Origin of the sequence: Micromonospora sp. LHW51205, from assembly GCF_003315815.1 — a bacterium.
In the GTDB taxonomy this organism is placed as follows: domain Bacteria; phylum Actinomycetota; class Actinomycetes; order Mycobacteriales; family Micromonosporaceae; genus Micromonospora; species Micromonospora chalcea.
In genome coordinates this window covers 95,441-114,590 of record NZ_QMEZ01000009.1, presented here as the reverse complement: position 1 = coordinate 114,590, position 19,150 = coordinate 95,441, and the positions used below count along the sequence as shown (strand labels likewise).

22 protein-coding genes are annotated in these 19,150 nt (G+C 72.9%); 17 read left to right on the top strand and 5 right to left on the bottom strand.

All coding sequences use genetic code 11. The features are described from left to right. The first annotated feature begins 30 nt into the window (after positions 1–30). The 9 genes from DQE82_RS26360 to DQE82_RS26320 all read left to right on the top strand — a co-directional run bounded on the left by DQE82_RS26360 (position 31) and on the right by DQE82_RS26320 (position 8,982). Positions 31–1,008 (top strand): NAD-dependent epimerase/dehydratase family protein, encoded by a 978-nt coding sequence (locus DQE82_RS26360; protein WP_043327737.1) that lies wholly within the window; start codon positions 31–33, stop codon positions 1,006–1,008. A gap of 74 nt (positions 1,009–1,082) precedes the next feature. Continuing rightward, positions 1,083–2,330 carry an LCP family protein gene (locus tag DQE82_RS26355; protein ID WP_113974506.1) on the top strand — a complete coding sequence of 416 codons (1,248 nt, stop codon included), beginning with the start codon at positions 1,083–1,085 and terminating at the stop codon, positions 2,328–2,330. A 203-nt stretch (positions 2,331–2,533) separates the two neighbouring features. Continuing rightward, complete coding sequence (locus tag DQE82_RS26350) at positions 2,534–3,748, top strand: LCP family protein (RefSeq protein WP_043327735.1); 1,215 nt, start codon at positions 2,534–2,536, stop codon at positions 3,746–3,748. A 197-nt stretch (positions 3,749–3,945) separates the two neighbouring features. Next, entirely contained in the window at positions 3,946–4,863 is a 918-nt protein-coding gene (locus DQE82_RS26345; protein ID WP_233514790.1) for an LCP family protein, read from the top strand. 28 nt (positions 4,864–4,891) lie between these two features. Further along, complete coding sequence (locus DQE82_RS26340; RefSeq protein WP_030499424.1) at positions 4,892–5,227, top strand: rhodanese-like domain-containing protein; 336 nt, start codon at positions 4,892–4,894, stop codon at positions 5,225–5,227. 7 nt (positions 5,228–5,234) lie between these two features. Beyond that, positions 5,235–6,026, top strand: a complete 792-nt coding sequence (locus tag DQE82_RS26335) for a glycerophosphodiester phosphodiesterase family protein (protein WP_043327734.1) — start codon at positions 5,235–5,237, stop codon at positions 6,024–6,026. Between the two features lie 76 nt (positions 6,027–6,102). Beyond that, a complete protein-coding gene (locus tag DQE82_RS26330) occupies positions 6,103–7,557 on the top strand; it encodes an ATP-binding protein (protein WP_043327733.1) in 1,455 nt (484 codons plus the stop codon). 63 nt (positions 7,558–7,620) lie between these two features. After that, on the top strand, positions 7,621–8,037 hold the full coding sequence (locus DQE82_RS26325; protein ID WP_176722903.1) for an ATP-binding protein: 417 nt from the start codon (positions 7,621–7,623) through the stop codon (positions 8,035–8,037). Between the two features lie 60 nt (positions 8,038–8,097). After that, positions 8,098–8,982, top strand: coding sequence for a DUF5926 family protein (locus tag DQE82_RS26320; RefSeq protein ID WP_113974505.1), 885 nt, complete (start codon positions 8,098–8,100; stop codon positions 8,980–8,982). Positions 8,983–8,991: 9 nt separating this feature from the next. Here the strand turns inward: DQE82_RS26320 and DQE82_RS26315 are convergent, their stop codons facing one another. Then, entirely contained in the window at positions 8,992–10,206 is a 1,215-nt protein-coding gene (locus DQE82_RS26315; protein ID WP_064448085.1) for an arginine deiminase, read from the bottom strand. A gap of 162 nt (positions 10,207–10,368) precedes the next feature. Between DQE82_RS26315 and DQE82_RS26310 the strand changes: the two genes are divergently transcribed. The 4 genes from DQE82_RS26310 to pheA all read left to right on the top strand — a co-directional run bounded on the left by DQE82_RS26310 (position 10,369) and on the right by pheA (position 13,283). Further along, entirely contained in the window at positions 10,369–11,106 is a 738-nt protein-coding gene (locus tag DQE82_RS26310) for a hypothetical protein (protein WP_043330823.1), read from the top strand. A 144-nt stretch (positions 11,107–11,250) separates the two neighbouring features. Next, on the top strand, positions 11,251–11,703 hold the full coding sequence (locus DQE82_RS26305; protein ID WP_030499431.1) for a hypothetical protein: 453 nt from the start codon (positions 11,251–11,253) through the stop codon (positions 11,701–11,703). Between the two features lie 73 nt (positions 11,704–11,776). Further along, the gene (locus tag DQE82_RS26300) at positions 11,777–12,316 is read left to right on the top strand and encodes a hypothetical protein (protein ID WP_113974504.1); all 540 of its coding nucleotides are present in this window, start codon (positions 11,777–11,779) and stop codon (positions 12,314–12,316) included. Positions 12,317–12,326: 10 nt separating this feature from the next. Beyond that, entirely contained in the window at positions 12,327–13,283 is a 957-nt protein-coding gene (gene pheA / locus DQE82_RS26295; protein ID WP_043327728.1) for a prephenate dehydratase, read from the top strand. Between the two features lie 43 nt (positions 13,284–13,326). Here pheA and DQE82_RS26290 read toward each other — a convergent pair whose 3' ends face one another. The 3 genes from DQE82_RS26290 to DQE82_RS26280 form a co-directional block, all read right to left on the bottom strand. Beyond that, positions 13,327–14,046, bottom strand: a complete 720-nt coding sequence (locus DQE82_RS26290) for an AIM24 family protein (protein WP_064448083.1) — start codon at positions 14,044–14,046, stop codon at positions 13,327–13,329. Between the two features lie 86 nt (positions 14,047–14,132). Further along, positions 14,133–14,477, bottom strand: coding sequence for a metallopeptidase family protein (locus tag DQE82_RS26285; RefSeq protein ID WP_176722904.1), 345 nt, complete (start codon positions 14,475–14,477; stop codon positions 14,133–14,135). Between the two features lie 89 nt (positions 14,478–14,566). Further along, a complete protein-coding gene (locus tag DQE82_RS26280; RefSeq protein WP_013289315.1) occupies positions 14,567–14,995 on the bottom strand; it encodes an OsmC family protein in 429 nt (142 codons plus the stop codon). Between the two features lie 162 nt (positions 14,996–15,157). On the opposite strand from DQE82_RS26280, the gene DQE82_RS26275 reads away from it, so the two are divergent. The 3 genes from DQE82_RS26275 (at position 15,158) to DQE82_RS26265 (ending at position 17,639) form a co-directional block, all read left to right on the top strand. Beyond that, positions 15,158–15,850, top strand: a complete 693-nt coding sequence (locus DQE82_RS26275) for a hypothetical protein (RefSeq protein ID WP_113974503.1) — start codon at positions 15,158–15,160, stop codon at positions 15,848–15,850. Positions 15,851–16,005: 155 nt separating this feature from the next. Next, positions 16,006–16,827 carry an HAD family hydrolase gene (locus DQE82_RS26270; protein ID WP_043327725.1) on the top strand — a complete coding sequence of 274 codons (822 nt, stop codon included), beginning with the start codon at positions 16,006–16,008 and terminating at the stop codon, positions 16,825–16,827. Further along, positions 16,827–17,639 (top strand): HAD family hydrolase, encoded by an 813-nt coding sequence (locus tag DQE82_RS26265; RefSeq protein WP_043327724.1) that lies wholly within the window; start codon positions 16,827–16,829, stop codon positions 17,637–17,639. The genes DQE82_RS26270 and DQE82_RS26265 overlap by 1 nt, the downstream gene beginning before the upstream one ends. Before the next feature lie 35 nt (positions 17,640–17,674). Here DQE82_RS26265 and DQE82_RS26260 read toward each other — a convergent pair whose 3' ends face one another. Beyond that, on the bottom strand, positions 17,675–18,265 hold the full coding sequence (locus tag DQE82_RS26260; protein WP_043327723.1) for a bacterial proteasome activator family protein: 591 nt from the start codon (positions 18,263–18,265) through the stop codon (positions 17,675–17,677). Positions 18,266–18,322: 57 nt separating this feature from the next. Here DQE82_RS26260 and DQE82_RS26255 point away from each other — a divergent pair, with 57 nt between their 5' ends. Further along, positions 18,323–19,150, top strand: coding sequence for a S9 family peptidase (locus DQE82_RS26255; RefSeq protein ID WP_043327722.1), 828 nt, complete (start codon positions 18,323–18,325; stop codon positions 19,148–19,150).

Genomic DNA, 19,150 nt, shown 5'->3' with positions numbered 1-19,150 from the left:
GCCCCGCCTCGCGTGTATAGGCTGACCGCCATGAAGGTCGCTCCCCGCTTCGGTAGCGGACACCGCATCCTGGTCACCGGCGGCGCCGGTTTCGTCCCGTCCCACCTGGTCGACCGGCTCGTCGAGCGCGGCTGCACGGTAGTGGTGCTGGACAACTTCGTCACCGGGTCCAAGGAGAACGTGGCCCACCTGCTGGACAAGCCGACCTTCACGCTGGTCGAGGCGGACATCTCCGACGGCCTGCCGCACCACCCGGCGATGACCGAGCGGTTCGACGCGATCCTGCACATGGCGTCCCCGGCCAGTCCCACCGACTTCGAGAAGCTGCCGGTGGAGATCCTCCGGGTGGGCTCGGTGGCCACGCTGGCGCTGCTGGAGCGGGCCACCGACGACGGCGCGCGGTTCCTGATGGCCTCCACCTCCGAGGCGTACGGCGACCCGAAGGAGCACCCGCAGCGGGAGACGTACTGGGGCAACGTCAACCCGATCGGCATCCGGAGCGTCTACGACGAGGCGAAGCGCTTCTCCGAGGCGGCCACCATGGCCTACCACCGCAGCCGGGGCACCGACACCGCGATCGTGCGGATCTTCAACACGTACGGCCCGCGGATGCGCCCGGACGACGGCCGGGCCATCCCGACGTTCATCTCCCAGGCGCTGCGCGGCGAGCCGATCACCGTGCACGGCACCGGCAACCAGACCCGCTCGATCTGTTACGTCGACGATCTGGTGCGCGGAATCCTGCTGCTGCTCGACTCGACGCAGACCGGTCCGATCAACTGCGGCACCGAGCACGAGATGTCGATGCGGCAACTGGCCGAGACGATCGTGTCACTCACCGGAAGCACGTCCGAGGTGAGCTACATCACTCGCGCCTCCGATGACCCGGAGATGCGCCGACCGGACCTGACCCTCGCCCGCGAACTGCTCGGATATGAGCCGAGCGTCACGCCCGAAGACGGACTCCGGCGCACGATCGAGTACTTCCGCGGGCGGCTCGGGTACTGAACCCGCCCGGGACGCGGCTGACATCGGCGCGCGTACGAGGGCGTCGGTGGCCCGGCCGACCTACCCTCGGTTACATGTCAGCGACCTCGTCTGCCGGCTCTCCGTTCCCGCACCCCCTGAACCGGGACGCGGGCCGCGCTCCGGTTCCCGGCTCCGGCCGGGGCGCCACCGGGCGCGCCCGCACCTCGGATGCCCGCTGGTATCCCCCGCACGACGAGGCGCCCCGCTCGGGGCGTACCGGCGGTCCGGTGGGGCCGACCGGACCCGGCGGCCCGGGCGACGGCGGTCCGGGCGGTCCGGGCCGGCGCGGCCCGCGACCGCGCTGGGGACGCATCGGCCTGGTGGCCGGCGTCGCGGTGCTGGTGCTGGCGCTGCTCGGCGGCCTCGGCGCCTGGTTCTACGCCCGTAATCTCGACGACGACCTGGCCCGCACGGACCCGTTCGCCGGGATCACCGGCGGACGCCCGGCCAAGCAGGTCGACGGCGCGTTCAACATCCTGCTCGTGGGCAGCGACTCGCGGGATCCGGACGCCCCGGTCGACGGCTCCGGCAAGTGGCGCGCGGACACCGTGATCGTCATGCACATCCCGGCCGACCACAAGCGCGCCTACCTGGTCTCGGTGCCGCGTGACCTGTACGTGCCGATCCCGGAGAGCGCGGGCGCGTCCTGCGACTCCGGCTCCCGCAACAAGATCAACGCGGCGTTCGCGTTCGGCGGCCTGCCGCTCGCGGTGAAGACCGTGGAGTGCTTCACCGACGTACGGATCGACCACGTGATGGCCATCGACTTCGGCGGCTTCAAGGAGGTCACCGACGCCCTGGGCGGGGTCGACCTGAAGGTGGAGCGGACCATCACGTCGATCCACAAGCCGTACCGGACGTTCACCAAGGGCGTGAACCACATGAACGGCGCCGAGGCGCTGGACTGGGTCCGGCAGCGCAAGCAGTTCCCGGACGGCGACTTCGCCCGGATGCGGCACCAGCAGGAGTTCCTGAAGGCGCTGATGGACAAGGCGGCGAGCACCGGGACGCTCACGAACCCGAAGAAGCTGAACGACTTCCTCAAGGCGGTGACCGCCGCCGTCACGGTCGACCAGGGATTCTCGTTGACCGACATGGCAGTGCAGTTCCGCAGCCTGCGGGGCGAGAACCTGACGTTCGTCACCAGCCCGCACCTGGGCGGCCAGACCATCGACGGCCAGTCGGTGGTGGTCTCCGACCGGGAGAAGGCGCTGGCGATGTACAAGGCCATCGCCGCGGACCGGATGGCCGAGTGGATGCAGGCCAACCAGAAGGGTTCGGGCGACGACACGGGCGGCTGACGCCGGCACGACATGACCGGGAACGAGCGCTAGGACCTCACCACCACGGAGGCCAACCGCCGACCGGCTCCTTACCCCTGCCCGTTCGGCCACAACCCGAGGATGTAGGCCGGTATTGACGGGAATTGCGAGCCTACGAGGTCGCGAATACGGGAACAGATACGTAAAGTGGTCCCGCCCCCGATCACCGAGCTGGAGCACGCATGTCGGTCCAGACCAGCCGTCGCCCGCAGTCACCGGCACCCGGATCATCCGGGCGGGTCCCTCCGGTCATCCCCACACAACCCGGTTCCGGCGGTCGCGGTCCCGGTGGTGGCAAGAAGAAGCGCACCAAGCGCAAGGACCCGCTCTGGGCGAAGCTCACACTTGTGCTCGGCGCGGTGCTGATGGTGACCAGCGGTGTCGCGATCGTCGGCAGCAAGGCGGTCATCGGTCAGGCCACCGACAACATCGCCCAGCGCAACCTGCTCGGCGGGGCGGGCAAGAGCGAGGCCGAGGGCGGCAACAGCCTTGAGGGCCCGATCGACATGCTGCTGCTCGGCGTGGACGCCCGCGAGCGCTGGGCCGCCGACGACGTCCGGTCGGACACGATCATCATCCTGCACATCCCGGCCAGCCACGACCAGGCGTACCTGATCTCGATCCCCCGGGACACCGAGGCGCGTATTCCGGCGTTCGAGAAGAGCGGCTACAAGGGCGGCACCGACAAGATCAACGCGGCCTTCTTCCACGGCGCCCAGAACGGCGGCGGCTGGGAGGGCGGCGCGCAGCTGATGGCCAAGACGATCAAGTCGATGACCGGAATCGGCTTCGACGGCGCCGCGATCATCAACTTCGGCGGCTTCAAGAGCGTGATCGACGCGCTCGGCTCGGTACGCATCTGCGTGAGCCACGAGGTCAAGTCGCACCACATGTCGTACGTCGACGGCAAGCCGATGTGGAACGCGGACGCGAAGAAGACCGGCAAGCCGTACAAGGCAGTGGTGCACAAGAAGGGCTGCCGGGAGATGCAGGGCTGGGAGGCGCTCGACTACTCCCGCCAGCGCTACGGCCTGCCGAACAGCGACTACGACCGGCAGCAGAACCAGCAGCAGCTGATCAAGGCGATGGCCAAGAAGGCCACCGAGGGCGGCATGCTGACCAACCCGATCAAGCTGAACTCGCTGATGAAGGCCGCCGGCAAGGCGTTCGTCCTGGACACCGGCGGCGTGCCGATCGCGGACTTCATCTTCACGCTCAAGAACCTCAACGGGAACGACCTGGTCACCCTGCGGACCAACGGCGGCACGTTCGCCGGCAACAGCAACGGCCGGGAGACGTTCAACGAGACGACTATGGACATGTTCCAGGCGGTCAAGAACGACAAGCTGGCCGACTTCGTGGTGAGCAACCCGGACGTCCTCTCCACCCGTAAATGACCTGCTGACCTGCGCGAAAGCGCCATCGGTCGGCCGATCCCCCCGTAGCCTGACGTGAGCGGGTCTCATGTCGCGGCTACGGGGGGATCGTCACGTCCAGGCCAGCACGGAACCGACGCGGGCGGGGCGCACCCGCCCGCTGGGCCCGGTTCCTGCTCGGCACCGGACTCGTCCTGGTCCTGCTCGCCGCGCTCGGCGTGGCCGGGCTGAACTGGCTCACCCACCGCTACGACCGCACGGTGGCCAAGGAGCAACTGCTCGACCCGGCCGCCCGGAACAAGCGGACAGACCTGGACGGCGCGCTCAACTACCTCCTGATCGGCTCGGACCACCGGCCCGGCGCGAACCCCGAGGACCAGCGCTCCGACAGCATCCTGATCGTGCACGTGCCGGCCGGCATGCGGCAGGCGTACCTGATCTCCGTGCCGCGCGACCTGCTGGTGGCGCTCCCGGCGGCGCCCGGCTTCCCCGGCGGCCAGGACAAGGTCAACGCCGCGTACGAGCACGGCGGCGGGGGCGAGGGCGGCGCACGGCTGCTCAGCACCACGCTGACCCGGCTCACCGGCATCCGCTTCGACGGCGCCGCGCTCGTCGACTTCTCCGGTTTCAAACAGGTGATCGACGAACTCGGCGGCATCCGGATGTGCGTGGACACGCCGGTGCGCTCGATCCACACGAAGCACCAGTTCGACGCCGGCTGCCAGCAGATGGACGGCGCCCGGACGCTCGACTACGTCCGCCAGCGCTACGACCTGCCCGGCGGCGACTACGACAGGCAGCGCCACCAGCAGCAGATGCTCCGGGCGGTGCTCGACCGGGCGGGCGAGACCCACCTGCGCACCGATCCGGTGAAGCTCGACCGGGTGCTGCGCGCGGCCGGCGGAGCGCTGACCGTGGACACCAACGGCGTACCCCTGGACGAGCTGCTGTTCGCGTTGCGCGGGCTACCGGCGGACGCCCTGCGCGGCGTCCAGGTGCCCTCGTACCCGCAGACCATCGACGGCGTCGCGTACGTGGTGCTGGACAACGGCGGCGGCGGTCTGTTCACCGCGCTGCGCGACACCCGGATGCCGCAGTGGGCCGGCGCGAATCCGCGCTGGGTCAACCGGCTGTGAGCGGTCCGGGCGGCTAGGCTTGGTGACCGTGTTCGGAGCCTCACTACCAAGCGTCCCCGCGTCGGCCGTGCCCGACGACGTCTACCTGCTCGACGTCCGCGAGGACGACGAGTGGGCCGCCGGCCACGCGCCGGCCGCCCGTCACCTGCCGATGACCGAGCTGCCCGCCCGGCTGGCCGAGATCCCGCAGGACCGCGACGTGGCGGTGATCTGCCGCTCCGGCGGCCGCTCCGCCCAGGTCGTCGGCTATCTGCTGCGTAACGGCTGGGACCAGGTGCGCAACGTCGAGGGCGGGATGGGCGACTGGGCCGCCGCCGGCCGCCCGGTGGTCACCGACGACGGGCAGCCGGGCCGGGTCGCCTGAGGCGGTCATGACCGTCCCCCTGGTCTTCGCCCACCGCGGCGCCTCGTACGACCTGCCGGAGCACACGCTCGCGGCCTACCTCCGTGCCATCGAGGAGGGCGCGGACGGGCTGGAGTGCGACGTCCGGCTGACCCGTGACGGGCACCTGGTCTGCGTGCACGACCGCCGGCTGGACCGCACCAGCAACGGGCACGGGCTGGTCAGCGCGCGTACGCTCGCCGAACTGGACGCGCTCGACTTCGGCTCCTGGCACCGGGCCGCGACGCTCGCCGAGGACGACGAGCCGCTGGACGAGTCGCACACCCGGCTGCTCACGCTGGAGCGGCTGCTCGACGCGGTGCTCGACGCCGGGCGGCCGGTCCGGCTGCTGATCGAGACCAAGCACCCCTCGCGTTACCGGGGCGAGGTCGAGCGCCGCCTGGTCACGCTGCTGCGCCGGTACGGGCTGGACGAGCCCCGCCCGGGCCATCGGGTCCAGGTGACTGTGATGTCGTTCTCGCCGCTGGCCGTACGCCGGATGCGGGAACTCGCCCCGGCGCTGCCCACGGTGCTGCTGCTGGAGGTGCTGCCGCGGCTGCTGCCGCTGGGCCGGCTGCCGTTCGGCGCCCGGATCGCCGGTCCCGGCGTGGACCTGGTCCGGGCCCGCCCGCGCCTGGTTCCCTCGCTGCGCGCGGCCGGCCACTCGGTGTACGTGTGGACCGTCAACGAGCCGGAGGATCTGGAACTCGTGCTGGAAGCCGGCGTGGACGGGGTGATCACGGACCGGCCGGCCCGTGCGCTGGCCCGGTTGGGCCGGTGAGTCCGGTCGATCGGTATCGGCCACGGTCGACCGGCCGGGGGTGTCCGGGAGGGCTGCCGCGCGGCACACTCGGGACATGCCGGAGCGAACCGACTACCCCGCCCTCATCGCCGGCCACACGACTGTGATCAACATGATCAACGCGGGCGAGTCCGGTCCCGCAGTGCTCAACCGCCTGCTCCACGAGGTCGGACCGGCGGTGGGCGCGGCCGGTCTGGTCTTCGTGGAGTTCACCCCGGCCGGCGGACGGGTGATCGCGGCGACCGGCCGCGCCGAGTTCGTGCTCGGCCGACCGCTGCCCGCCACCGACCCGGCCACCGTCTGCCTGCTCGCCGGGCCGCCGGTGCGGGAGGTCCGGGTCGACGCGATCCCGGGCGCGCTCGCCGACGAGGTGGCCGGCCGGGGGCTCAGCCGGATGATCGTGGCGCGTGCCGAGATCGGCGGTCTCACCGTCGGCAGCCTGCACGCGCTCTACCCGCTGGGCGAGCCGCCGGATGCCGCGCAACGCGCCGTGATCGGCTACGTGGCCGCGTGCGTCGCGCACATGTACGGCGACCAGACCGGCCTGCCGGTGCACGGGGACGGCCCGGTGGTGGCGGCGCTCGCCGACGGGCTGGCCGTGGTGGACCGCGACGGGCGGATCCGGCTCTGGAACCCGGCGGCGGTCCAGGTGACCGGCCGTCCGGCGGAGGAGGCGCTGAGCCGCCCGCTGCCGTTCCCGCTGCCGCCGCCGGGCCAGGTGCTCGACCACCGGATGCCGGACGGGCGCTGGCTGCGGATCACCTCCGGCGAGCTGCCCGGCCCGAACGCGCTGCGCGTGGTCACCTTCCGCGACGTCACCGACCAGCAGCGGCGCGACCACGACCGCGATCTCTTCGTGGCGGTGACCAGCCACGAGCTGCGGACCCCGGTCACCGTGATCAAGGGGTACGCGGACACCCTCACCGACCACTGGGACTCGCTGAGCGACGACGACCGCCGGCAGGCCGCGCGGATCATCGGCCAGCGCGCGAACGAGCTGGCCCGCCTGGTCGACAGGCTGCTGACCGCCGCCACCGAGAACCGTCCCGGCGGGGAACCGGCCGCGCCGTTCGACCTGGTCGACGCGCTGCGCGCGGCGGCGACGGACCTGCCGGCCGACATCCGGCACCGGGTCGTGCTCGACCTGCCGGCCGACCTGCCCAAGGCGCTCGGCGACCGGCACAGCCTCGCCACAGTGCTCACCGAGCTGGGCACGAACGCCGGGAAGTACTCACTGCCGGACACCCCGATCGAGGTCACCGCCGAGGCGAACGAGCGGACCGTCTCGTTCCGGGTGGCCGACCGGGGCATCGGCATCCGCCCGGAACACGTGGAGCGGGCCTTCGACCGGTTCTGGCAGGGCGAGTCCGGTGACCGCCGGCGGTATCCGGGCGCGGGACTCGGTCTCTATCTCGTCCGCCAGATCGTTGAACAGCAGAATGGATGGGTATCCCTCCGGCCCAGAGCCGGTGGCGGTACGGTCGCAGAGGTGCGGCTGCCGCGGGGTTGACCCGGCGCTCGCAGACGGGGAAGGAACGACGTGTCGACTGGTCCGCCCGAACGGTCGTGGTGTGTGGTGGTGCCCCACGACCCGACCGGCGCGCGTCTGGCCCGGCACCGGCTCGCCGACGAGCTGACCGGCGTCGTACCCCCGATTCTGCTGGCCGACCTGGTCGCGGTCCTCGCCGAACTGGTCGGCAACGCGGTCCGGCACGCCGACGCGCTGCCCGGCGGCGTGGTCCGGGTGGCCTGGCGGCTGCGGGTCACCGAGGAGGGGCCGAGCATCCAGCTCCGGGTCACCGACGGCGGTTCCGGCGCCGGCCCGTGCATGCGGGCCGCCTCGCCGGACGCCGCCGACGGGCGCGGGCTGCACATCGTCGCCGGGCTCGCCAGCGGCTGGGGCGTGGAGCGCGACGGCCTGGGCCAGAGCGTCTGGGCACGGTTCGATCCGGCCCCGGCGCACCGGCCGGGCCTGGTCGCGGCCGGCTGAACGCACGGGCAGGCGGGTCCTGCCCCCACCCGCGCGGCCCGGCATCTAGGCTGTCTCGCCATGAGCAAGCGTCGGAAGAACCAGCGGGTCGGCGAGAGCACCCCCAAGCGGGAGAAGGTGCGCGACGTCTTCGTGCCCCGGCCGTTCGAGGGCCTGGTCGACGAGCCGGAGTGGATCGCCCTGCGCGAGCTGGTCCCGGCCGCGTCCGCGCCGCTGCGGCTCACCCCGGAACTGATCGAGGAGTACGGCGACCGCCCGGTCACGCTGGCCACCGTGCTGCCGATGGCCGCCCCGGCGATGACCAAGCCGGACGGGCGCGTCTTCATCGGTCTGCAGCGGCACCAGCAGTCCGGCGACGTCTCCCGGGACCTGGCCGACGCGCTGATCTCCGCGCTGCGCACCGAGCCGGGCGGCCAGGTGAGCGTGCCGCCGCTGCCCGGGCCCGGCCCCCGCCTCCAGGACATCCTGGTGGACGGCCCGCTGGAGATCACCATGCACGACGGGTTCGACTTCTGGCTCGACCCGGGCGCCGCCGACGACCCGAACGTGCAGGCGTCCCTGGAGCGGGCCAACTCGGCCATCTACCCGACCGTGAAGCTGGCCACCGCGCGGGCCGCGTACTGGTGCCAGGTGCCGGAGAAGGCCCACGTGCGGATGGTCCTGCCGGAGGACGAGGACGCCGCGCTGGACGCGCTGTCCCGGCTCGGCGCGGCCGGCGCGCTGACGCTCGGCGACGACACGAAGTTCGCCGGCATGTTCCGGGCACACGGGCGTCTCGCGCCGGTCTGGGACCTGCCGGAGGACACCCCGGCCGCCGAGTGGGAGGCGCCGCTGGCGGAGTTCGCCAAGCGTTACGCCGAGGCGGTCGCCGAGCAGGCGCCGCTGGACGCGGCCGGCCGCCGGTCGCGGCAGGGGCTGCTCGGCCGCCAGCTGACGCTGCGCTGACGTTCCGGGTCAGGCGGCCCCGCCCTTCTCCCGCACCAGCGGGCAGGACATGCAGCGCGGGCCGCCGCGCCCGGAGCCCAGCTCCGATCCGGCGATCGCGATCACCTCGATGCCGGCCCGTTCCAGTTGCGCGTTGGTCTCCACGTTGCGCTCGTACCCGACGCAGAGCCGGGGCGCGAGCGCGAGCGTGTTGTTGCCGTCGTCCCACTGCTCGCGTTCGGCGGTGACCGGGTCGAGGCCGGTGTCGATCACCCGGAGCTGGTCGAGGTCCATCGCGTCGGCGGCGGCGCGCAGGAACGGCGCCGGGCCGTCGACCCGCAGGTCGTCGCCGTCCGCGCCGACGATCACCGTGTACGCGGACAGCTCGTTGGCGATGTTCGGGTACATCAGCACGGCGTCGGTATCGACCATCGTGCAGACCGTGTCCAGGTGCATGGTGGCGCGCTCCTGCGCGATCGGGACCACCAGGATGGTGTGCGCCAGGCCGGCGGCGAACACCTGCCGGGCCAGCCGCTCCGCGCCGGCCGGGGTGGTGCGTTCGCCGACGCCGACGGCGAGCACCCCCGGGGCGAGCAGCAGCACGTCGCCGCCCTCCAGATGCTCCAGCCGCGGGTGGTAGACGAACTCGGTGCCGACGAACCGGGGGTGGTAGCGGTAAATGGCGTCGGTGAGCGTGGTCTCCCGCCGTCGCGCCGGCATGGCCAGGCTGGTGACACCGACCCGGTCCCCGATCCACACCGACGAGTCGCGGGTGAACAGCAGGTTGGGCAGCGGGTCGATGACGAAGTCGTGCCGGTCCATCAGGGTCCACACGAGACCGCCGGGTCGGTCGCCGCCGATTCGCAGCTCCTCGTGGGCGAGGCCGGCGATCAGCACGTCGGCCAGCCCGGCCGGGTCCAGGTACGCCAGGTGGTCGGCGACCCGGCGCCGCAGGGTGTGGCCGAGCCGGCGGGACCGCAGCACCTGCTCGGTCAACTCGGCCCGGGCGTCCGGCACGGCGAGCGTCTCGGCCAGCAGGTCGGCCAGGTAGAGCACCTCGACCCCGCGGGACCGCAGCGCCGCCGCGAACGCGTCGTGCTCCTCCTGCGCCCGTCCCACCCACGGGATGGCGTCGAACAGCAACGAGTCGTTGTTGCGTGGGGTGAGGCGGGCGAGTTCCGGTCCCGGGCGGTGCAGCAACACCGTCCCGAGCCGGGCGACTTCGCTGTCCACATAGTGGGTCACCCCCGCAGCCTAGGGCAGGCTTGCGCACCATTCGGAAAAGAAGCGTGGATGAATATGGCATTCATCCACACTCACTCCGGCGCCCCGGCTTGCCGAGCCCCCGGGGGCGCAACGTAGGGTAGTGGAGACATAACTTCGAGAGACCTTTTGCCGGAGGTCGCGATGACTGTCTTTCCCGCTCGTCGAGCCGTACCGAGCAGGGCACTGCCGCCCCGCACGGTGCCGCACACCCGGGTCGAGCCCACGTCGGTGCTCGAACCGGCCCGACCGACTCCACTGGAGTGGGCCCGGCGTCGCCGGGCGGAGCGGGGGGCCCGCCGGTTGGAAGCCGCCGGGGCCCGCGCCCTCGGCCAGCTCGACCACCTCGGGCCCGCCTGGCACGTCATCGAGTGGCCCCGGACGGACCCGGCCGACATGCTGCTCGACCGCGTCCGCGACGACCGGGCCGGGTTCCTGGCCATCGGCCCGAGCGGCCTGTTCGCGGTCACCATCGCCGACCACGGCCGCGCGCGCGTGCTCGTCGCCGGTGACGTCGTGCAGATCAACGGCAAGCGCCCGCCGTACGTGGCGGAGGCGCGCCGGGACGCCAAGCGGGCCAGCAAGGCCCTCTCCGACGCGGTCGGCCTGCCGATCCCGGTCACGCCGGTGCTGACGTTCGTCGGCTCCGGCGTGATCAGCGTCTACGGGCTGCCGAAGGACTGCCTCATGGCCACCCACCGGGAGCTGGACCGCCTGCTCGTGGCCGGCGGGAACCGGATCAGCCCGGCCACCGCCGAGAAGCTGTCCCGCGTGGCCCAGGCGCCGTCGACGTGGTTCAACGGCACGTACCGTCCAACCGCCGACTACCGGTGGTACGACGAGGGCCGAACGGCCGCTGACAAGCGGGCCGCCCGCCGGTAACGTCTCCGGCGACGCCACGCGGCCCCCGGCTCCGCCCCCGACTGGTTCCGTCGGTCCGCGTCGTCGCCGGCCGCCCGGCAGCCGATGCTCCCGCCGCACCGACCGGCTAGCGTGGACAGACCGTCGGTGTACATAGGAGGCGCGGTGGCCCACGTCGAACTCTCACTCTCGGACGTGTTCGCGCCCCCGGCGGGCTCCACCGAGCAGGAGTCCGACAACTTCGGGCAGTGGTCCGGCATGGTCTCCCGAGCCGCCGAGCCGTGCCTGCTGATCGACGCCGGCACCACGGTCGTGGCGATCTCCTCGTCCGGCTGCGCGCTGCTCTGCCTGGGCGCGCCGGGGGACGTGATCGGCCTGCCGCTGCTGGAGGGCGGCCTGCGCCTGGTGGACTTCACGGCCAGCCCGAGCGAGCTGACCGAGCAGGAGACCGACAAGATCCCGCCGCTGCTCGCGCTGCACTCCGGGCGACTCGCCCGGGGTCTGCTCCGCGTGCAGGGCCCCAACTCCGACGCCGGCCGCACGGTCGACGCGATCTCCACCCCGGTGCTCACCGACGGCGTGGTGGCCGGCTCGCTCACCTTCCTCTCCGCGGTCTGACCGGCACGCTTCCACCCGGGCCCGGCCTCCTCCTACGATGGGCTCGGCCCCCGCCGTACGACGACATCCCTCGATGCCGAGGACGCCCACCGTGCTCCGCACCCCCCACCCCGGTCGCCGGCACCGCCCACTGGCGCTGCTGGCGGTGCTCGCCCTCGCCGCCTGTGGCGCGCCGCCCGAGCTGCGCACGCCCCCCGCCGCCGTCACACCCGCTCCGGTGCCGTCGGCGTCCGCCACGCCCACCCCGAGCGCCACACCGGCGGCGCCTGTCACGCCGTCCGCGCCCGTGCTCTCCCCGTCCACTCCGGTGACGGCGACGCCGTGCCGGGGCCGGCCGTCCGGCGACCGGATCGTCGCGCTGCTGCGCGGGTCCGCCGGAGTGCTGCCCCGCGACGTCCGGGTCACAGTGGCCACCGGTCCGCTCTGCGCCGAAGGGTGGCAGTACACCGTGCTGGCGGTCGCCGGACACGAGGAGCTGCAGGTCGTCACCCGGGGCGGCAGCGGCACGCCGACGCTGGTGACGGCCGGGACGGACGTGTGCGGCGTCGAGGTGCGGACCCTCGCGCCGCCCGGCATCCGTACCCTGGCCTGCGACGGCACGCCGGGTGCGTAGGCTGGTCGGCATGCCGGGAACACCGCCGACCCGCTTCGTCTACCTGGGCCCCGAGGGCACCTTCGCCGAACAGGCCCTGCGAACGGTGCCCGCCGCCGAACGCGGGGAGCGCACACCGGCGCGTAGCGTCGGCGAGGCGCTCGACGCGGTACGCGCCGGCGACGCGGACGCGGCCCTGGTGCCGCTGGAGAACTCCATCGGCGGCGCCGTCGGCGTGACGCTCGACGAGCTGGCCGAGGGCGACCCGTTGGTGATCACCCGCGAGGTCGTCCTGCCGGTGGAGTTCGTGCTCGCCGCCCGGCCCGGCACCACGCTCGCCGACGTGCGCGGCGTGGCCGCCCACCCGCAGGCGTCCACCCAGTGCCGGGGCTGGCTGCGCGAGCACCTGCCCGACGCCACGGTTGTCGACGTGCTCTCCAACGGCGCCGCAGCGGCCGGCGCGGCGAGCGGCGAGTACGACGCCGCCATCTGCGCCCCGATCGGCGCGACCCGGCACCGGCTGGCGGTCCTCGCCGACAAGATCGCCGACCACCCGGACGCGGTGACCCGCTTCGCGCTGGTGTCCCGCCCCGGGCCGCCTCCGCCGCCGACCGGTGACGACCTCACCTCGCTGGCCGTCTACATCGCGCACGACCGGGTGGGCGCGCTGCTGGCGGTGCTCATGGAACTGGCGGTGCGGGGCGTGAACATGACCCGCATCGAGTCCCGCCCCACCGGTGAGGCGCTCGGCCGGTACGTGTTCTTCCTGGACTGTGCCGGGCACGTCGCCGACGTACGCCTCGGCGAGGCGTTGCAGGGGCTGCGCCGGGTCTGCGCCGACGTGCGGTTCCTGGGGTCGTACCCCCGGCACCGCTGGAACGCGGCGGCGGGTGACCGGTCGGCGGCGGCGTCCACCGGGCCCTCCGACCTCGACTACGCCGACGCGGCGGCCTGGGTGGCCCGGCTGCGGTCCGGCGAGCTGAGCTGACCGGCCCGGGGCGACCACGGCGGGCGCCCCGGGCACCGGAGGGTCACTGCAGCAGGCCGCCGAGCACGCCGCCCTGCTGCTGGGAGCCGCTGCCGGCCACCGGAGGCTCCTCCGAGGGCTGGACGACGACGAAACCCTGACCGGCGAAGCTCATCGTGAACGCCTCACCGGTGCTGCGGCCGAGCAGCGTGCCGAGGCCGAGCTGCTCGGCGCGGTGGTAGCCGGTCTGGAGGTTCGCCGACCAGCAGACCGCCGCCTGCGGGTCCACGTACGTCGGCGCGTCCACGTTGAGCACCACCGGGGTGCCCTTGGTGGTGATGGCGATCCGGCCGTGCCCGGTGAACACGCAGTTGAACAGGCCGGAGGAGGACGCGAAACCGGCGCCGCCGACCATCTTGATGTCGTACTGCAGGGTCGAGTCGAAGGCCAGCACGCTGGAGCCGTTGATGGACAGCGCGTCGCCCGGCTCCAGGTCGATGACGTGCACGTCCTTGGCGAAGTCGGCGAGGAACACGTCGCCGCGCCCGGAGACCTTCATCAGCGGCACGCCCTCACCGGTGAGGCGCTGCTTGATGAACTTGCCGATGCCGCCGGAGCCCAGGGCCTGGAACTGCACCTGGCCCTGGTAGGCGACCATCGAGCCGACGCGGGCCATCGCCTCGCCGTTCAGCTCGATCTTCAGCATCTTGGAGTTCTGCAACCGCATGCCCGGCTGCTGGGACTCCTTCTCAAGGTTCTCCGCGGAGAACAGCGCGCTGCGCATGGGTTTTCCTCCTGGGTCAGAATGTGCCTGACCACGGAGGTTAGGGGACCGGCGCAACCGCCGGAATCAGCCGGGCGGGGACCCGGTCAGCCCCAGCCCAGGGCGTGCAGACGCTCGTCGTCGATGCCGAAATGGTGGGCGATCTCGTGCACCACGGTCACCGCGACCTCCTCGACGACGTCGTCGTCGGTGTCGCAGATCGCCAGGATCGGATTGCGGTAGATCAGGATGCGGTCGGGCAGCACGCCGGAGTAGTCCCAGCCGCGATCGGTGAGCGCGTGCCCCTCGTACAGGCCGAGCAGGTCCTCGCCCGGCGGCGGGTCGTCCTCCACCAGGATGACCACGTTGCTCATGAGCCCGAGCAGCTCCTCGGGCACCTCGTCGAGTGCCTCGCCGACCAGTTCCTCGAACCGGTCCCGGCTCATCTCCACGGCCACGCGGCCCGGTCACTCCCCCAGAATCGGCACGTCACACGGCGAGGGCGGCCCGCAGGACACCCCCGCCGTGCCGTACGTGATGGTCAGGCCAGGCGGGCGTTCAGCGTGATCTGCGCGCCCGGCGACAGCAGCCGGGAGATCGGGCAGTTCTCCTTGGCCGCCTCGGCCAGCTTGGTGAACTCGGCCTGGTCGATGCCCGGAACCTGACCGACGGTCTCCAGGTCGATCCGGGTGACTGTCATGCCGGCGTCGGTCTTGTCGAAGTGCACCTTGGCGGTGGTCTCCACCGCCGTTTCCTGGGCGCCGGCGTCGGCGAGCTGCTTGGACAGCGCCATCGAGAAGCAGCCGGCGTGCGCGGCGCCGATCAGCTCCTCGGGGTTGGTGCCCTCGCCCTCCTCGAAGCGCGACTTGAAGGAGTAGTTGCCGGACAGGCCGCCCTTGCCGGTGCGGACGGTGCCGGACCCCTCGGTGAGGTTGCCCTGCCAGCGAGCGGATGCGGTACGGATAGGCATGGCACGACGCTACGCGAAAGCGGGCCGCGTCGCACCGCACCTGTGGACCACGATCCGGGCCGTCGGGTGTGTGCTGTGCCATGATTCGACGCAGGCCCGCGTACGGGAAGGGTGGCCATGTCACAGGATCTCCCCGTCCCCCGCCAGGAGAAGCGAATCCCCGTGCGGGACGACGACACCACTGTCGTCGAGTGGGGTGACGCCGAGCCGGAGTCCCCCGGCCGGGCCGGACGCTCGCTCGCCGCCCTGGGCCGGGACCGCCGCCTGCCGACAGTGCTCGCCGGGCTCGCCACGGTGGCCGCTGTCGCCTCGCTGATCGGCGAGTGGCTGATCATCACGGTGCCGGCCGAGGCCCGGGACGACGACGCGCCCACCCGGCTGACCAGTGGCATCTCCGAGATCGGCGGGTTCGGGGTGGCGTACCTGGTGGGCCTGCTCGGGCTGTCCGTGGCGCTGGCTCTGGCGCTGCGCGGCGCCCCGGCGGTCCGTCGGCACGCCGCGCTCGCCGGGCTGGGCCTGTCGGCGGGCGTGCTCGGCGTGCTGGTCGCGACCGCCGCCTCCCTCGAGCAGCTGGCCCGGCGCATCCTGTTCTTCGTCGGGGACCAGCGCCTCGACGTGGAGCACGGGCGCGGCCTGGTCACCGCGTTCCTCGCCGTGGCGCTGCTGGCCGCCGCGCTGCACCTGGCCGGCCGGAGCGCCGGGGACACGCCCGCCGACGAGGAACCGGACCACGACCACCCGGACGACCGGCCCGCCTGGCGGGGGCGCGCCGCCACGGACGACCTGCCGCCGGCCCCCGCGGACCTGACGGTGCAGCCCGCGGTGCCGTTCGCGGACCCCGACCGGTCCCGCTGACGCCGCATACGTCGGCCACCGCGGCTTCGCCTCCGATTCGCCGGAAAGCCGTGGTTGCCGCCCGTTCCGCGAGATACGGTTGCTGCCCGCCGTCCCGTGGTCGCGGCACCGAAGACCTGGTCGGCCGGCGTGACGGCGCGGGCGAAGGAGGAACCATGACCCGCCCGGGACTGCCCAAGCTGATCGCCACCGACCTCGACGGCACGCTCGTCCGCAGCGACGAGACCGTCTCCGCGTACACCCACCGGGTGCTGGACCGGGTGCGGTCCGCCGGGATTCCGGTGGTCGGCGCGACCGGCCGCGGACCGCGCCTGACCGAGCTGACCCGTAACGACATCCGGGCCGCCGACTTCCTGGTGATGGCCGGTGGCGGCCGGGTGGTGGACCAGAGCGACCCCGACGGGCCGCTGGTGCTGCGCGACGAGCGGCTGCCCGGCGAGGTGCTGGCCCGGATCCTCACCGACCTGGAGGCGGCGGTCGGCCCGCTCACCGTGATGGTCGAGGCGTCGGACGAGCACGACGCGCCGCTGTGGGGCGACTACCACCCGAGCTGGCCCTACCCGGACCGGTTCGAGGCGCGCAGCCGGATGGAGTGCCTGTCCTGCGACGTGATCAAGGCGTTCGCGCGTACCGCCGACCACCACGTGGACGAGCTGCTGGCCGCCGCCCGGGCGATCGTGCCGCCGGAGGTGGCCACGCTCACCCAGGCCGGGCTCGGCTTCATCGAGATCTGCCCGCCCCGCACCGACAAGGCCAGCGGCCTGAGCGTGATCGCCGAGCGGCTCGGCGTCGACCCGGCCGACGTGCTGGTCTTCGGCGACCAGCCGAACGACCTGCCGATGTTCGACTGGGCCGGGTGGGCGCGGGTGGCGGTGGCGAACGCCCACCCGGAGGTACGCGCCGCCGCGGACGAGATCACCTTGCGCAACGACGACGACGGGGTGGCCGTCTACCTGGACCGACTACTGTCCCGGTGATGGAAGATCCACCTCGGCTCGTCGCCTCCGACATCGACGGCACGCTGCTGCGCGACGACCGGACGCTCAGCCCGCGTACCGCCGGCGTGCTGGCCCGCATCGCCGCCGCCGGCACGCCGGTGGTCCTGGTCACCGGCCGTCCGATCCGCTGGCTGCAAATGGTGTACGAGCAGCTCGCCGCGCCGCTGCCGGCGATCTGCGCGAACGGCGCGGTGGTGTACGACCCGGTCACCGACCAGGTGCTGCGGGCCGACCCGCTCGCCCCGGAGCTGCTGGCGGAGGTGGCCCGGCGACTACGGGCCGAGGTGCCCGGGGTCAGTCTCGCGGTGGAGATCGTGGACAGCCGGCAGATGCGGCACGAGGCGCACTACCCGCTGCGCTGGGACGCCGACCTCGACGCCATCCGGGCCGTCGAGTCGCCGGAGGAACTGCTGGCCGCACCCGCGGTGAAGCTACTGGCGCGCGCCGGTGAGCAGGACCCGGACGTCTTCGTGCAGGTGGTGGCGGGCGCGTTGGAGGGGCTGGCCGAGGCGACCCACTCGTCGTACAGCGGGCTGATCGAGATCTCGGCCGCCGGCGTGACGAAGGCGGCCGGCCTGGCCTGGTACGCGGAACGGCTGGGCGTCGGCGAGCGGGACGTACTGGCCTTCGGCGACATGCCCAACGACGTGCCGATGCTGGCCTGGGCCGGACGCGCGGTGGCGGTCGCCAACGCCCACCCGGCGGTACGGGAGATCGCGCACGAGGTCACCGGGCCGAACACCGAGGACGGCGTGGCGGCGTACCTGGAGAAGGTCTTCGAGCTGGACTGAGCGGCCGGGGCGCGTGACGCGCCCCGGCCGGCGGGTCACAGGTACTGGCCGGGCGCGTGGCCCTCGCCGGCGCCGGGCATCCCGGGCATGCCCGGGATCACGCCGCCGGGGCCGCTGGGCAGCGCCTGACGGCCCGAGCGCATCTGCTCCAGCTGGACACGGGCGGCCATCTGCTGGGCCACCAGCGCGGCCTGGATGCCGTGGAACAGGCCCTCCAGCCAGCCCACGAGCTGGGCGTGCGCGATCCGCAGCTCGCCCTCGCTCGGCGTCTGCCGCTCGGTGAACGGCAGCGAGAGCCGCTCCAGCTCCTCGCGCAACTCGGGCGCGAGGCCCTCCTTCAGCTCGACGATCGAGCGCTCGTGGATCTCCCGCATCCGGTTCCGGCTGGCGTCGTCCAGCGGCGCCGCCTTCACCTCCTCCAGCAGCTGCTTGATCATGCTGCCGATCCGCATCACCTTGGCCGGCTGCTCGACCAGGCGGGTCGGGTCCTCGCCCTTGCCCTCCTCGTCGGTCTGCACCGTGCCGACCGGGCGGCCGTCCGGCCCGACCACCACCACGGTGCCGGGGATGCCATCGTTGCCCTGCTCGTCGTCCCGTCCGGAATGCGCTTCGGTCATGGCACCCATCTTTACCCACGCCGACCATGTGCACGCGGCCGGACCGGAGGGAGCTACCGTCGCCGCATGCTCTCCGACCCACGCGAGGTGCTGACCCGCCCGTCTCCGCCGCCGGACGCCACAGTCGCCTACGGCGACCACCCGGACCAGCTCGCCGACCTGCGCCGGCCCGCCGGCGACGGGCCGGCCCGGCCGCTCGTGGTCGTGGTGCACGGCGGTTTCTGGCGGGCCGAGTACGACAGGGCCCACACCGGCCCGATGGCGGCGGCGCTGGCCGCGCTCGGCCACCCGGTCGCGCAGATCGAGTACCGCCGGACCGGCCAGCCCGGCGGCGGCTGGCCGCACACCCTCACCGACGTCCGCACCGGGGTCGCCGCCCTGCCCGGTCTGGCCGCCGCCGCGCTGCCCGGCCGGGTGGCGCCCGTACCGCCGATCCTGATCGGCCATTCCGCGGGCGGGCACCTGGCCCTGTACGTGGCCGCGCGCGCCCCGGAGACGGTCGCCGGGGTGGTCGCGCTGGCCCCGGTGGCCGACCTCGCGCAGGCGTACCGGCTGGACCTGGACGGCGGGGCGGTGGCCGCGCTGCTCGGCGGCTCCCCGGAGGACGTGCCGGACCGGTACGCGGACGCGGATCCGTCGAATTTCGTACCCATGCGAACACGGACCGTAGTCGTGCATGGCGAGCAGGATCTTCAGGTTCCCACCTCGATCAGCCGATCCTGGGTGGCCGCCGACCGGGCTGCCGGCGGCACTTCCACCTTGATTGAGCTGCCTGAATGCGAGCATTTCGGGCTGATCGACCCGGAGGCGGCCGCCTGGCCCCGGGTGACACAGGCGTTGCGGTCGCTTCACGATGATCTTCCGGGCATTGACGCAGCGTCGCCGACCAGGTAG